We start from the raw sequence: 13,659 nt of genomic DNA, 5'->3' as shown, positions 1-13,659 counted from the left end.
CGGGCGCGGGCGGCGAGCGGTGAGAGCCGTCCGGATGACGCCGGGGGGCGGCGGCGGGGGCCGGGAGTGGCGCGGCCGAACGGCGGCGGCGGGCACGCGGCGGCGGCGCGGCCGAACGGCGGCGGCGGGCACGCGGCGGCGGCGCGGCCGAACGGCGGCGGCGGGCACGCGGCGGCGGCGTGGCCGACGTTCCAGAAACACGAAGGAGCCGAGCGGCAGCCGAGTCGACCGGCGCAAAAACCGAGGGCCGGAAACCTTTCGGCTTCCGGCCCTCGGCCTTCAGTAGCGGGGACAGGATTTGAACCTGCGACCTCTGGGTTATGAGCCCAGCGAGCTACCGAGCTGCTCCACCCCGCGTCGTTGTGACTCCAGTGTACGCCATCCGCGGGGCGGCCGACGACCACGTTTCCTCGCCGGCCCTGCGGACCCCCTGCACGGGTCAGCCCACCCCGCGTTCCGCGAGCTCGGCGAGCGGCAGCGTGTGCTGGGTCTGCAGGACCTTGGCGCGCAGGTAGCGCACGTTGTGCGGGGTGGAGAAGACGCCGGTCGGCACCCGGTCGCGGACGTCGAGCCCCAGGGTGCGCAGCTGGCCGGCCTTGTCCGGGTTGTTGGACAGCAGGTCCAGCGACCCGATCCCGAGGGCGGTGAGCATCTGCGCGGCGGCGGTGTAGTCGCGGGCGTCCTCGGGCAGGCCGAGGGCGGCGTTGGCGGCGTAGGTGTCCAGGCCCTGGTCCTGGAGGGCGTAGGCGTCGAGCTTGTTGTAGAGGCCGATGCCGCGCCCTTCCTGGCGCAGATAGAGCAGGACGCCGCCGCGGTCGGCGATGCGTTCGACGGCCTCGCGCAGCTGCGGGCCGCAGTCGCAGCGGGCGGAGCCGAAGACGTCACCGGTCAGGCACTCGGAGTGCAGCCGGACGAGCGGGATGGGGCCCGGCTCGCCGAGGACGACGGCCACGTGCTCCTGGCCGTCGGTGAGGCCGTGGAAGGTGACCAGTTCGGCATCGGCGCGGTAGCCGTCGGCGAAGTGCAGCGGGACCCGGACGCGGGCGCGCGGGGTGGCGGCGGGGACAACGGGGAGGTCGGCCATGCGGATGCTCCGGGTTCCGTCCGTCTGCTTCAGATTTGAAGCAGAAGCTCAGAACCGGGACCCTACTCCTGCTTGAAACTTGAAGCAATACGCCACCGCACCGGCCCGCCGGGTATGACGTGACTCACCCGCACTGCGGCCCGGACCGCCGGCGCCAGGGCACGTCCTCCGCCTGCGCGCCCTCGAGCGCCCGCGCGATCCCCGCGCAGATCTCCTCCAGCTGTGCGACCTGTTCGGCACCGAGATGGTCGAAGAGCGCGGCGCGGACCGTCTCCACATGGCCGGGCGCCGCGCGCTCGACGTGGGCCAGCCCCTCACCGGTCAGGACGGCGATGCTCCCCCGCTTGTCCGACGGGCAGCTCTCGCGCCCCACCAGCCCGTCCTTCTCCAGCCGGGTCACCGCGTACGTCAGCCTGCTGCGGGTGATCTTCAGCGCCTCGGCCAGATCGGTCATCCGCAGCCGCCGCTCGGGCGCCTCGGACAGAGTGGCCAGGATGGAGTAGTACAGATGCGGCATGCCGGCGTCCTGCTGGAGCTGCCGGTCCAGCGCGTCCTCCAGGAGGTGCGTGGCCGCGAGGTAGGCGCGCCAGGCGCGCTGCTCGTCGGGGGTGAGCCAGCGGGTCGTCATGCCGCCAGTGTAGGTTTGTTTAAAAATTGAACCAAGTTGTGTCCGTCACCTCACCCGCCGGGGAGCGCGATGCCCCACCCGTACGTCCTGCTGTCCGCGGCCGTCTCCCTCGACGGCTATCTGGACGACACCGGCCCCGACCGGCTGCTGCTGTCCGGGCCGGGCGACTTCGACCGCGTCGACGAGGTCCGCGCGTCCGTCGACGCGATCCTCATCGGCGCCGGCACCCTGCGCGCCGACAACCCGCGGCTGCTGGTCAACTCGCCCGAGCGGCGTGCGGCCCGGGTGGCGGCCGGCCTCCCGGAGTACCCACTGAAGGTCATCGTCTCCGCCTCCGGCGACCTGGACCCGGCGGCGAACTTCTGGCACACGGGCGGCGAGAAGATCCTCTACACGACGCGGGCGGGCGCCGAACGGGCGAGCCGGGCCGGCCTGCGCGCGGACGTCGTCGCACTCGGCCACGAGCTGGACTGGCCCTCCCTCCTCGGTCATCTGCACGGCGTGCGGGGCGTGCGGCGCCTGATGGTCGAGGGCGGCGGCACGATCCACACCCAACTGCTCCAGCAGCAGCTGGCGGACGAACTCCAGCTGGTCCTGTCCCCGCTCCTGGTCGGCGACCCCGGCGCCCCCCGCCTCTTCGGCCCGGGCGCCTACCAGAAGGGCCGGCTGCGCCTGCTGCAGACGCGGCAGATCGAGGACGTCGTCCTCATGCGCTACGTGCCCACCGCCCCCGGCACGGGCACCGGCACGGCCCCCGCCGACCGCCACTGGCTGCGCCTGGCGTGCGAGCTGGCGCACCGCTGCCCGCCGTCGGACACGGCGTTCAGCGTCGGCGCGGTCGTCGTCGCGGCCGACGGTACGGAACTGGCCCGTGGCCACTCCCGCGAGGCGGGCGATCCCACGGTGCACGCCGAGGAGGCGGCCCTCGCCAAGATCCCGGCGGACGACCCCCGCCTGCCCACCGCCACGGTGTACAGCAGCCTTGAGCCCTGCACGCGCCGCGCCTCCCGCCCCCTCCCCTGCGCCCGGCTGATCCTGCGGGCCGGCGTGCGCCGGGTGGTCACGGCCTGGCGCGAGCCGGACACCTTCGTCCCGTCCGCCGACGGCAGCGGCGCGCTGACGGCAGCGGGCGTGGACGTGGTCCTGCTCCCGGAGTTCGAAGAGGCGGCACGCGAACCGAACCGTCATCTGCCGGCCTGACACGACAGCGCCCGGACCGGTCGGTACCGGTCCGGGCGCTGAAGGGCGGTCGGAGGGGGCGAAACCCCTCCCCGCGGGCGTAGGCCCTGTGGGACTCGAACCCACAACCAATGGATTAAAAGTCCACTGCTCTGCCAATTGAGCTAAGGGCCCTGGCGATGTTGCCTCCCCGAGCATAGCGGGACGAGCCCGCGTCGCCGATCGGGTATCGCCGACGCGGCCGCGTCGGACCGCCGACCGGGGCCGGAAAGTCGGCTGTCGACCGGTTCGCGACGGTCGCCGGGACGCGGAAAGGCCCGCACGACCGAAGTCGTACGGGCCTTCACCTCACGGCTGCGACAGCGTCAGCCGTACTGCGACACCGTCAGCCGTTGCGCTTCCAGCGCGGCTTGTCGTCGCGGCGGCCGAAGGAGGAGGAACCACCACGGTGGTCGTCACGGCGGCCGTTGGGGCGCTCGTGACCACCGGTGCGGAAGCCCGGGCGGTCGTCGCGGCGGTCGCGGTTGAACGGGCGGTCGTTGCCACGGTGGCCGCCACGCTCGTCGCGGCGGAAGCCGCCACGGTCGTCACGGCGCTCGAAGGTACGGCCGCCACGGTCGCGGTCGAACGGACGGCGCTCGTCACGGCGGAAGCCGCCACGCTCGTCGTCACGGCGGAAACCGCCACGGTCGTCACGGCGCTCGCCGCGCTCGCCGCGCTCGCCGTCACGGCGCTCGAAGGTACGGCCGCCACGGTCGCGGTCGAACGGACGGCGCTCGTCACGGCGGAAACCGCCACGCTCGTCGTCACGGCGGAAACCGCCACGGTCACCGCGCTCGCCGTCCCGGCGGTCGAAACCGCGCTCGCGGTCCCGGCGGTCGAAGGAACGACGGTCGTCGCGGTCCTGCGGACGGCGGTCGTCACGGTCGTAGGAGCGACGGTCGTCGCGGCGGAAGCCACCGCGGTCCCCACGGTCGCCGTCCCGGCGCTCGCGGCGCTCGTACGACGTCGCCGCCGGACGCTCGGCGCGCTCGGCGCGGTCCACGTCCTCGGCGCCCGGCTGCTCCGGCACCGACACCTCGGCCACGACCTGCGCCGCGGCGGCCTCGACGGCCTCGGCCGGGTCCTCGCCCCGCTCGCGCGCCACCCGGGCGACGAGGCGGTCGGCCTCCTCGCGCAGCTCGGTGGCACGGCGCTGGGCGCGCTCGAGCTCCTTGGTGAGCTGGGCGACCTCGCGCTCGGCCTGCTGGGCGGCGTTGCCCGCGGACTCGGCCTGGACCTCGGTCATGGAGCGGGCGCCGGTGATCTCGGCGACCTCCGGCTCGAAGGCGCCGGCGCTCTGGATGATGTGGCGCGCGGCGTCCACGCCGGCGTCCTCCATCAGGCGGAAGATCTGGCGGCGCTGGTGCGGCAGGGACAGCGAGACGACCGTGCCGGTACGGCCCGCACGCGCGGTACGGCCCGCGCGGTGCAGGTAGTCCTTGTGGTCGCCGGCCGGGTCGACGTTGAGCACCAGGTCGATGCCGTCGACGTGGATGCCGCGCGCGGCGACGTCGGTGGCGACCAGGCAGTTGACGTAGCCGTCCTTGAAGTCGGCCAGCGTCCGGGTGCGGGCACCCTGGGTCATGCCGCCGTGCAGCGCGTCGGCCTTCACACCGGCGTCGCGCAGCTGCTCGGCGATGCGGTCGGCGCCGAGCTGGGTGCGCACGAAGATGATGGTGCGGCCCTTGCGGGAGGCGATCGCGGCGGTGACCGGCGCCTTGTCCTTGGGCTTCACGATCAGGATGTGGTGCGACATGGTCGTGACGTTGCCCTGGGCGCTGTCGACCTCGTGCGTGACCGGGTCGCTCAGGTAGCGCTTGACCAGCGTGGAGATCTCGTTCTCCATCGTGGCCGAGAACAGCATCCGCTGGCCGCCGGCCGGGATCTGGTCGAGCAGCTCGGTGACCTCGGGCAGGAAGCCCAGGTCGGACATCTGGTCGGCCTCGTCGAGGACGGCGACCTCGACGTTCTCCAGGGAGCAGGCGCCGCGGTTGATGATGTCGCGCAGACGGCCCGGGGTGGCGACGAGGATGTCGACGCCGCGCTCCAGGGCGTAGATCTGGTTGCCCATCGACGTACCGCCGCAGACGACCTTCATCTTGAGGCCGAGGACGTCGCCGTACGGCTGGAGGGCGTCCGCGACCTGCATCGCGAGCTCACGGGTCGGAGTGAGGATGACCGCGCGCGGCTTGTGCTTCTCGGTGCGGCCGCCGGCGAGGCGGGCCAAGGTCGGCAGACCGAAGGAGAGGGTCTTGCCGGAGCCGGTGCGGCCCCGGCCGAGGATGTCCTTGCCCTCCAGCGCGTCCGGGATGGTCGCGGCCTGGATCGGGAAGGGGGTGGTCACGCCGTTCTGCGCGAGCTTGCGCACGACACCCTCGGGCAGCCCGAGGTCGGCGAAGGTGATCTCGGGGGTGGTGTCCTGAGGGGTGTCCTGGGAGCCGTTGTCCTCGGACACGACGGCGTGATCAGTACTGGCGATGGACATGCGAATGCGAAACCTTCCGGAGTCTCGTCGGCACGCGCCCGTCAACTCCGTGAATCGCACACGACCGCCTCGATGCGGTCCGCCACGGCAAGGGAGAGTACGCGCCACACGGCGCGCTTCTGCGTTGGCGCCGGGCAAATGGGATCAAACGATCTACCACCATACGCACCTCGGGCCCCCCAAGGCAAACCGCATGGATGAGCCGCTGGTCACACCGCGCACCCGCAAACCGGGCCCGCGCCGGTGGCCCCGGCATCCCGGCGCGCACCGGTGTCCGCGGTTCACACCGGCGCCCCGGCCTGCGGTGCCGGCTCGCGCTGCATCAGCTGCGGCCCGGTTTCCTCGTGCGCGGACGAGGAGGGCTGCGGGGCCGGCGGCTCGGAGGTGGCGGGCGGCTGGGACGGCTCCGGTGTGGGCTCCGGCGCGGGCGGGGTGGGCGGGGCGGTCGGCTGCGCCTCGGTGGGCGACGGCGCGGGCGGGCGCGGGGGCTGCGGCACGGCCGAGGGGCGGCCGCTCACCGCGTGCGAGGGGGTGGCCGTGGAAGCGGCCGACGCGGTCGCCGGGGCGCCGGACGCGTCGCCGCCGTCCTTCGCGTCACCGTGCCCGTGCCCGTGCGCGTCCCGTCCGGCGCCGGCGCCGCCCGCGCCGCCCCCGGACACCGCGGCGCCCCCGTCGGGTCCTTCACCGCCCCGCACCCCCGCCGAGTGCGACGGCCTGGCCCGGCCTCCGTCCTCGTCCCCCACGCTCATGCAGCCGGCGGCCGCGGCCACCGCGATGACCGTGGCGGCCAGGCGGACGGGTACGTACAAGGGGCGCACGGGCAGCCACCTCCGGGATGAGGGAGAGTCGACGTGCCCAACTCCCGCCGCCCGCAAGAGGACACGCCCGGGGCCCTGCCGGCCGGGGCCGCACGGGCGCCGTGGGACTACCCGTACCCGAGGCTGTGCAGCCGCGCGTCGTCGATGCCGAAGTGGTGCGCGATCTCGTGCACGACGGTGATCTCGACCTCCTTCACGACCTCCGCCCGGCTCTCGCAGAACCGCAGGGTCGGCCCCCGGTAGACGGTGATCCGGTCCGGCAGCACCCCGGCGTACCACTCCCCGCGGTCGGTCAGCGGGGTGCCCTCGTACAGCCCGAGCAGCTCGGGATCGTCCGCCGGCGGTTCGTCCTCGACGAACACCGCCACGTTGTCCATCAGCCGCGTCAGCTCCGGCGGGATCCGGTCGAGCGCCTCGGCGACCAGTTCCTCGAACTCCTCGCGCGTCATCTCCAGCACACCGCCATTGTCCGGTACGACACCCTCCCGCGACCGCCGTACGGCGCCGCATATCCGCAGCCGCACCTGGGCATACGGCACCAATGGTCCGCGTCCTCGCCGCAGCCCGACACCGCACGAAACGACCCCGCCCGGCCCCGCTCACCCTCGATGACCAGCCCCCTGCCTGGCTGCGCGCCTGCGGCCTGATCACGGTCGTACTGCTCGGCGCCTGGCTGGGCCTGCTCGTCGTCGGCGACGTCCGGGCCCCCGTCGGCCCGATGGACACGACCATGACGCTGCGCCCGTCCCTGGCCGGCGGCACGAAGATCAACGTCTCGCCGCTCGGCGCGCTGCACCTGGACAGTCACGTCGCCCCCGTCCGTCTGGACGTGAACGTCGACCAGCTCGACCCGGACCGCGCCCAGGCCCTGGTCGACCATCCCGAGCGCATCTCCGGCCTGCAGGACGAAGTCGCCCGGGACGTCGAGCACGGCACGCTCGACCTGGCGCTGCGCTCCTGCGCGGCCGTCGTCATCGGCGCGACGGCCCTGGGCCTCGCCGTCTACCGCCGCCCCCGGCCCGCCCTGGCCGCCGGCGGCCTCGCGCTCGCCCTCCTGACCGCCTGCGGAGTGACGGCGTACGCGACCTGGAACCCCAAGTCCGTCCTCGAACCGAAGTTCTCGGGCCTGCTGTCCTCCGCGCCCTCGCTGGTGGGCAACGCGCGCAGCATCGTGACGGAATTCGACGTCTACCAGAAGGAACTGGCCCGTCTGGTGACCAACGTGACCAAGCTGTACGACGTCACCTCCACGCTTCCCGCCTACCAGCCCGACCCGACGACCATCCGCGTCCTGCACGTCTCCGACATCCATCTCAACCCGGCGAGCTGGAAGATCATCGGCTCGCTGGTGCGGCAGTACAAGGTCGATGTGATCGTCGACTCCGGCGACACGATGGACCACGGCACGGCGGCGGAGAACGGCTTCCTGGATCCGATCCGGGAACTCGGCGCCCCCTATGTGTGGGTGCGCGGCAACCACGACTCGACGACCACCCAGCGCTATCTGGAGCGCATGAAGAACGTCCACGTCCTGGACGACGGCCGGGCCGTGTCCGTCGCGGGTCTGCGCTTCGCCGGCACCGGCGATCCGCAGTACACCCCGGACCGCTCGGTCGAGCCCGGCGGCGACGCCGCAGAGGAACTGGCCGGCGCGCGCCTGGCCTCGGCCCTGCGCGACCAGAAGGCGCAGGGCACACCGGTGGACATCGCGATCGCGCATGAACCGGTCGCGGCCCGCCAGACGGACGGCGAGGTGCCGCTGGTCCTGGCCGGCCACATCCACCACGAGGCGACCGAACTGCTCCCCTACGGCACGCGTCTGCGCGTCGAGGGCTCCACGGGCGGCAGCGGCCTGCGCGGGGTGGAGGGGAAGCACCCGGACCCGATCGAGGCGTCGATCCTCTACCTGGACCGTGACACGCACCGTCTGCAGGCCTGGGACGAGATCGAACTGGGCGGGCTCGGTCTGACGACGGCCGAGGTCAGCCGTCACCTGCCCAAGGAGAACCAGCCGGGCGGCGCACCCTCCCCGTCCTCCCCTTCCCCGTCGCTGCCGTCCTCGCCCGCCCCGTCGTCCCCCGCGGTTCCCGGCCCGTCGGCGCCGTCGCCCGGCCGCCCCTGAAACCGTTTTGGCGATACCCCCCGCCATCCCATATGCTTCTCACGTCCCCGACGCGCTGAGAAGCGCCCAGGCGGGCCGATAGCCCTCATCGTCTAGCGGCCTAGGACGCCGCCCTTTCAAGGCGGTAGCACGGGTTCGAATCCCGTTGGGGGCACGCAGTATCGTGTGCGACACTGTCCTAGGCGTCAGCCGAAGGCAAGCGCAGACACCACTTGGTCCTGTGGAGCAGTTTGGAGTGCTCGCCACCCTGTCAAGGTGGAGGCCGCGGGTTCAAATCCCGTCAGGACCGCTGAGGTTTCACGTGAAACCTCGTGGCTGGGTAGCTCAGTTGGTACGAGCGATCGCCTGAAAAGCGATAGGTCGCCGGTTCGACCCCGGCCCCAGCCACAACCGCCCTAGCAGGGCACACACCCCCTCCGGGATTCCGGAGGGGGTGTTCTCGTTCCGGCTACCTGGTCTCGGTGTATCCCGCGACCAGCGTGGAGCGCAGCGGGCAGGTGACCGAGGAGGTCTTGCCGAGGGCGACCCACGGGCCGTGCACCGTGACCAGGCGGTCGTGGATGAAGGGGCCCGTGCCGCGGTCCTGGTCGCAGACCGCCTTGGGGCGGTGCTCGCTGGCCTTCTTCGTGCCGACGCTCGTGATGACGTAGCAGTGCGACGTCACCTTCTTGCGTGGGATGGAGGTCGCCGTCTTGTCGCACTTGTAGAAGTGGGCGGTGGCGGCCTGGGCCTGGCTCGCACCGATGCCCGTGAAGGCGAGCGCGCCGACGGCCGGCAGCACGGCCAGAGCGGCAGCGCGCTTCCACTGGGTGAACGTGGTCATGAGTAACTCCCCGATTCAGCCGCTCGGCCGCCTGCGCGGTGCCCGGGCAGGCGAGAGCGGTCCCCGTTGGGTGGATGGTCGTGTGCCCCACCGGGGGAGGACTGTGAGGAGAGGGCCGTGCGCGGCCTGTGGCCTGCGACGATGCCGGGTTCCCGCGTCCCCCGTGGAGCGGTCGCGATCAACATAAAGGTCCGGTCACCGAATGATCAACTTCCGGCCACGTGACCCTGTCCACACCCGCCGGCCTCGCCCGCTCGGCGCCCGGAGCAAATCGTTCGCCAGTCTTTTGGGCGAGGTGAGATCCTGGATCGCGTATGTCTACGCACCCTGCCCCCGCCCTCGGCGCCCTCGCGCCCCGTCTGAGCGAGCTGTCCCTGCGCGACGCGCACCGGCTCGGCCGCCGGCTCGAAGGCGCGCGCAAGATCCGCAAGCCGGAGGCCCGCGCCGCCGTCCTCGCCGAGATCGAGGCCGAGGTCGGCAAGGCCGAGGAGCGGATGAGCGCCCGCCGCGAACGCGTGCCCGCGATCACCTACCCCGAGCAGCTGCCCGTCAGCCAGAAGAAGGACGACATCGCGGCCGCCATCCGTGATCACCAGGTCGTCATCGTCGCCGGTGAGACGGGTTCCGGTAAGACCACGCAGATCCCGAAGATCTGTCTGGAGCTGGGCCGGGGCGTGCGCGGCATGATCGGGCACACCCAGCCGCGCCGGATCGCCGCCCGCACCGTCGCCGAGCGCGTCGCGGACGAGCTGAAGACGCCCCTCGGTGAGGCCGTCGGCTGGAAGGTCCGCTTCACCGACCAGGTGAACCCGGACGCCACCTTCATCAAGCTGATGACGGACGGCATCCTGCTCGCCGAGATCCAGACCGACCGCGAGCTGCGCGCCTACGACACGATCATCATCGACGAGGCCCACGAGCGGTCCCTGAACATCGACTTCCTGCTCGGCTACCTCGCCCAGCTCCTGCCGAAGCGCCCCGACCTCAAGGTCGTCATCACCTCGGCCACGATCGACCCCGAGCGCTTCTCCCGGCACTTCGGCGACGCCCCGATCATCGAGGTCAGCGGCCGCACCTACCCGGTGGAGGTGCGCTACCGCCCGCTGCTCGAGGAGGACGGGGACGACGCCGACCGCGACCAGATCACCGCGATCACCGACGCCGTCGAGGAGCTGATGGCGGAGGGCAAGGGCGACATCCTCGTCTTCCTCTCCGGTGAGCGCGAGATCCGGGACACGGCGGACGCGCTGACGAAGAAGCAGTACAGGTTCACGGAGGTACTCCCCCTGTACGCCCGGCTCTCGCACGCCGAGCAGCACCGCGTCTTCCAGCCGCACACCGGGCGCAGGATCGTTCTGGCGACCAACGTCGCCGAGACCTCGCTCACCGTTCCCGGCATCAAGTACGTCATCGACCCCGGCTTCGCCCGGATCAGCCGCTACAGCCACCGCACCAAGGTCCAGCGGCTGCCGATCGAGCCGATCTCGCAGGCCAGCGCCAACCAGCGCAAGGGCCGGTGCGGCCGTACCTCGGACGGTATCTGCATCCGGCTGTACAGCGAGGAGGACTTCGAGGCGCGCCCGGAGTTCACCGACGCGGAGATCCTGCGCACCAACCTGGCCTCCGTCATCCTGCAGATGACCGCCGCCGGCCTCGGCGACATCGAGAAGTTCCCCTTCATCGACCCGCCGGACCACCGCAACATCCGCGACGGCGTCCAGCTGCTGCAGGAGCTGCATGCCCTGGACCCGGCGCAGAAGGACCCGCGCAAGCGCCTGACCGACACCGGCCGCAAGCTCGCCCAGCTGCCCGTCGACCCGCGCCTGGCCCGCATGGTCCTGGAGGCCGACAAGAACGGCTGTGTCCGCGAGGTCATGGTCATAGCGGCGGCGCTGTCCATCCAGGACCCCCGTGAGCGCCCCGCCGACAAACAGGCCCAGGCCGACCAGCAGCACGCCCGCTTCAAGGACGAGACCAGCGACTTCCTCGCCTACCTCAACCTGTGGCGCTACATCCGCGAGCAGCAGAAGGAACGCGGCTCGTCCTCCTTCCGCCGGATGTGCAAGCAGGAGTACCTGAACTTCCTGCGCATCCGCGAATGGCAGGACATCTACACGCAGCTGCGCACGGTCGCCAAGCAGATGGGCATCCACGTCAACGAGGACGACGCCCCGGCCGACCGCGTCCATGTCTCCCTCCTCGCCGGCCTGCTGTCCCACATCGGGATGAAGGACGTCAAGGACGGCAACAAGAACGAGTACCTGGGCGCCCGCAGCGCCAAGTTCGCGATCTTCCCGGGCTCGGCGCTGTTCAAGAAGCAGCCGCGCTTTTTGATGTCCGCCGAACTGGTCGAGACGTCCCGCCTGTGGGCGCGGGTCAACGCCAAGATCGAGCCGGAGTGGGTGGAGCCGCTCGCCGGCCACCTGATCAAGCGCACGTACAGCGAACCGCACTGGGAGAAGGACCAGGCCGCGGTGATGGCGTACGAGAAGGTCACGCTGTACGGCGTGCCGATCGTCGCCCAGCGCAAGGTGAACTACGGCCGGATCGACCCCGAGGTCAGCCGGGAGCTGTTCATCCGTAACGCCCTGGTGGAGGGCGACTGGCGCACCCACCACAAGTTCTTCTCCGACAACCGCAGGCTCCTCAGCGAGGTCGAGGAGCTGGAGCACCGGGCCCGCCGCCGCGACATCGTCGTGGACGACGAGACGCTGTTCGACTTCTACGAGCAGCGGGTGCCCGAACACGTCGTGTCCGGCGCGCACTTCGACTCCTGGTGGAAGCGCAAGCGGCAGGAGCAGCCGGACTACCTGGACTTCGAGCGGGAGATGCTCATCCGGGAGTCGGCGGAGGCGGTCACGAAGGCCGACTATCCCGACTCCTGGCGGCAGGGGGATCTGAAGTTCCGGGTGACGTACCAGTTCGAGCCGGGCGCGGACGCGGACGGTGTCACCGTCCACATCCCGCTGCAGGTGCTCAACCAGGTCACCGACGAGGGCTTCGACTGGCAGATCCCGGGACTCAGGGAGGAGCTGGTCACCGAGCTGATCCGCTCCCTGCCCAAGCCCATCCGGCGGCACTACGTGCCCGCGCCGAACCACGCGAAGGCGTTCCTGCAGAAGGCGACGCCTCTTCAGGAGCCGCTGACCACGACGATGGCCCGTGAGCTGAAGCGTGCGGTCGGCGTTCCCTTCGAGGCGGAGGACTTCGACTGGGCCCGGGTCCCCGACCATCTGAAGATCACGTTCCGGATCGTCGACGAGCGGCGCCGCAAGCTGGCCGAGGACAAGGACCTGGAGGTGCTGAAGCTCCAGCTGAAGCCGAAGGCCCGCAAGGCCCTCTCGCAGGCCGCGGCGGCGACGGTCTCCCGGCAGGGCGGGGAGGCGCTGGAGCGCAAGGGCCTGACGGACTGGACGATCGGCTCGCTCACCCCCGTCTTCGAGACCCGCCGCGCCGGCCAGCCGGTGAAGGCCTACCCGGCGCTGGTGGACGACGGCGACACGGTCTCCGTACGCCTCTTCGACACGGAGGCGGAGCAGGCGGAGGCGATGTGGAAGGGCACGCGTCGGCTGATCCTGCGCAACATCCCGGTCAACCCGGCGAAGTTCGCATCCGAGAAGCTGACGAACGCCCAGAAGCTCGCCCTGTCGGCGAACCCGCACGGCTCGATCCAGGCGCTGTTCGACGACTGCGCGATGGCGGCGGCGGACAAGTTGATCGCGGACTTCGGCGGGCCGGTGTGGGACGAGGAGTCCTACCGGAAGCTGTACGACAAGGTGCGCGCGGAGATCGTGGACACGACCGTGCGCACGGTGGGCCAGGTCCAGCAGGTGCTGGCCGCCTGGCAGGCCTGTGAGCGCCGTCTGAAGGGCCTGCGCAGCCCCGCGCTGCTGGCGAACCTGCAGGACGTACGCAAACAGCTGGACGCCCTGGTGAAGCCGGGCTTCGTGACGGCGACGGGGCTGCGCCGGCTGCCGGACCTGATGCGGTATCTGATCGCGGCGGACCGCCGGCTGCAGCAGATGCCGACGAACGTGCAGCGGGACACCACGCGCATGGAGAAGGTCCACGAGATGCAGGACGAGTACGCGTGGCTGCTGGAGCAGATGCCGCAGGGGCGGCCGGTGCCGCAGGCGGTGCTGGACATCCGCTGGATGATCGAGGAGCTGCGGGTCAGCTACTTCGCCCACGCGCTGGGCACGGCATACCCGGTCTCGGACAAGCGGATCGTGAAGGCGATCGACGCGGTCGCACCGTAGCGGGGTGCGTGCGGAGGGTGAGTTCGACCAGGGGGCTCACCCTCCTGTACAGTCCTTCTCGCAGCGCAGGAAAGACAAGCGCCGCAACACCTGGTCCTGTGGAGCAGTTTGGAGTGCTCGCCACCCTGTCAAGGTGGAGGCCGCGGGTTCAAATCCCGTCAGGACCGCAGTATGAGGGGCCCGTCCGATGATGGACGGGCCCCTCGGTTTTTTCCCGGC

Annotated in this window: 9 protein-coding genes and 6 tRNA genes; 7 read left to right on the top strand and 8 right to left on the bottom strand. The window is 71.4% G+C overall.

Annotated features, from left to right (window positions below; all coding sequences use genetic code 11):
* Nucleotides 1-283: 283 nt before the first annotated feature.
* The 3 genes from ACZ64A_RS32300 to ACZ64A_RS32290 form a co-directional block, all read right to left on the bottom strand.
* Nucleotides 284-357: transfer RNA gene (locus ACZ64A_RS32300), tRNA-Met, on the bottom strand.
* A gap of 82 nt (nucleotides 358-439) precedes the next feature.
* A complete protein-coding gene (locus ACZ64A_RS32295; protein WP_469815437.1) occupies nucleotides 440-1,084 on the bottom strand; it encodes a GTP cyclohydrolase II in 645 nt (214 codons plus the stop codon).
* A 124-nt stretch (nucleotides 1,085-1,208) separates the two neighbouring features.
* On the bottom strand, nucleotides 1,209-1,712 hold the full coding sequence (locus ACZ64A_RS32290; protein ID WP_469815436.1) for a MarR family winged helix-turn-helix transcriptional regulator: 504 nt from the start codon (nucleotides 1,710-1,712) through the stop codon (nucleotides 1,209-1,211).
* Nucleotides 1,713-1,781: 69 nt separating this feature from the next.
* On the opposite strand from ACZ64A_RS32290, the gene ACZ64A_RS32285 reads away from it, so the two are divergent.
* Entirely contained in the window at nucleotides 1,782-2,912 is a 1,131-nt protein-coding gene (locus ACZ64A_RS32285; protein ID WP_469815434.1) for a dihydrofolate reductase family protein, read from the top strand.
* 80 nt (nucleotides 2,913-2,992) lie between these two features.
* On the opposite strand, the gene ACZ64A_RS32280 is transcribed toward ACZ64A_RS32285, so the two are convergent.
* The 4 genes from ACZ64A_RS32280 to ACZ64A_RS32265 form a co-directional block, all read right to left on the bottom strand.
* Nucleotides 2,993-3,065: transfer RNA gene (locus ACZ64A_RS32280), tRNA-Lys, on the bottom strand.
* 211 nt (nucleotides 3,066-3,276) lie between these two features.
* A complete protein-coding gene (locus ACZ64A_RS32275) occupies nucleotides 3,277-5,418 on the bottom strand; it encodes a DEAD/DEAH box helicase (RefSeq protein ID WP_469815432.1) in 2,142 nt (713 codons plus the stop codon).
* Nucleotides 5,419-5,699: 281 nt separating this feature from the next.
* On the bottom strand, nucleotides 5,700-6,236 hold the full coding sequence (locus ACZ64A_RS32270; protein WP_469815431.1) for a hypothetical protein: 537 nt from the start codon (nucleotides 6,234-6,236) through the stop codon (nucleotides 5,700-5,702).
* A gap of 107 nt (nucleotides 6,237-6,343) precedes the next feature.
* Entirely contained in the window at nucleotides 6,344-6,694 is a 351-nt protein-coding gene (locus tag ACZ64A_RS32265; RefSeq protein WP_363268238.1) for a metallopeptidase family protein, read from the bottom strand.
* A gap of 83 nt (nucleotides 6,695-6,777) precedes the next feature.
* Here ACZ64A_RS32265 and ACZ64A_RS32260 point away from each other — a divergent pair, with 83 nt between their 5' ends.
* The 4 genes from ACZ64A_RS32260 (at nucleotide 6,778) to ACZ64A_RS32245 (ending at nucleotide 8,745) form a co-directional block, all read left to right on the top strand.
* On the top strand, nucleotides 6,778-8,358 hold the full coding sequence (locus ACZ64A_RS32260; RefSeq protein WP_469815429.1) for a metallophosphoesterase family protein: 1,581 nt from the start codon (nucleotides 6,778-6,780) through the stop codon (nucleotides 8,356-8,358).
* 81 nt (nucleotides 8,359-8,439) lie between these two features.
* A tRNA-Glu gene (locus ACZ64A_RS32255) sits at nucleotides 8,440-8,512 on the top strand.
* 60 nt (nucleotides 8,513-8,572) lie between these two features.
* Nucleotides 8,573-8,647 (top strand) — tRNA-Asp (locus ACZ64A_RS32250).
* Between the two features lie 24 nt (nucleotides 8,648-8,671).
* A tRNA-Phe gene (locus ACZ64A_RS32245) sits at nucleotides 8,672-8,745 on the top strand.
* Nucleotides 8,746-8,806: 61 nt separating this feature from the next.
* On the opposite strand, the gene ACZ64A_RS32240 is transcribed toward ACZ64A_RS32245, so the two are convergent.
* Nucleotides 8,807-9,181 (bottom strand): hypothetical protein, encoded by a 375-nt coding sequence (locus ACZ64A_RS32240; protein WP_469815427.1) that lies wholly within the window; start codon nucleotides 9,179-9,181, stop codon nucleotides 8,807-8,809.
* Between the two features lie 314 nt (nucleotides 9,182-9,495).
* Here ACZ64A_RS32240 and hrpA point away from each other — a divergent pair, with 314 nt between their 5' ends.
* Nucleotides 9,496-13,440 (top strand): ATP-dependent RNA helicase HrpA, encoded by a 3,945-nt coding sequence (hrpA, locus tag ACZ64A_RS32235; RefSeq protein ID WP_469815426.1) that lies wholly within the window; start codon nucleotides 9,496-9,498, stop codon nucleotides 13,438-13,440.
* Between the two features lie 92 nt (nucleotides 13,441-13,532).
* Nucleotides 13,533-13,607 (top strand) — tRNA-Asp (locus tag ACZ64A_RS32230).
* The last annotated feature ends 52 nt before the right edge of the window (nucleotides 13,608-13,659 follow it).

It is taken from the genome of Streptomyces sp. NPDC104814 (assembly GCF_055583185.1).
This window is presented reverse-complemented; position numbering and strand designations above follow the sequence as displayed.

Excerpts from the sequence above, each read along its gene's own strand:
- ACZ64A_RS32295 (WP_469815437.1), bottom strand. The coding sequence starts at position 1,084 with ATGGCCGACCTCCCCGTTGTCCCCGCCGCCACCCCGCGCGCCCGCGTC.
- ACZ64A_RS32290 (WP_469815436.1), bottom strand. The coding sequence starts at position 1,712 with ATGACGACCCGCTGGCTCACCCCCGACGAGCAGCGCGCCTGGCGCGCC.
- ACZ64A_RS32285 (WP_469815434.1), top strand. The coding sequence starts at position 1,782 with ATGCCCCACCCGTACGTCCTGCTGTCCGCGGCCGTCTCCCTCGACGGC.
- ACZ64A_RS32275 (WP_469815432.1), bottom strand. The coding sequence starts at position 5,418 with ATGTCCATCGCCAGTACTGATCACGCCGTCGTGTCCGAGGACAACGGC.
- ACZ64A_RS32260 (WP_469815429.1), top strand. The coding sequence starts at position 6,778 with ATGGTCCGCGTCCTCGCCGCAGCCCGACACCGCACGAAACGACCCCGC.
- ACZ64A_RS32240 (WP_469815427.1), bottom strand. The coding sequence starts at position 9,181 with ATGACCACGTTCACCCAGTGGAAGCGCGCTGCCGCTCTGGCCGTGCTG.
- hrpA (WP_469815426.1), top strand. The coding sequence starts at position 9,496 with ATGTCTACGCACCCTGCCCCCGCCCTCGGCGCCCTCGCGCCCCGTCTG.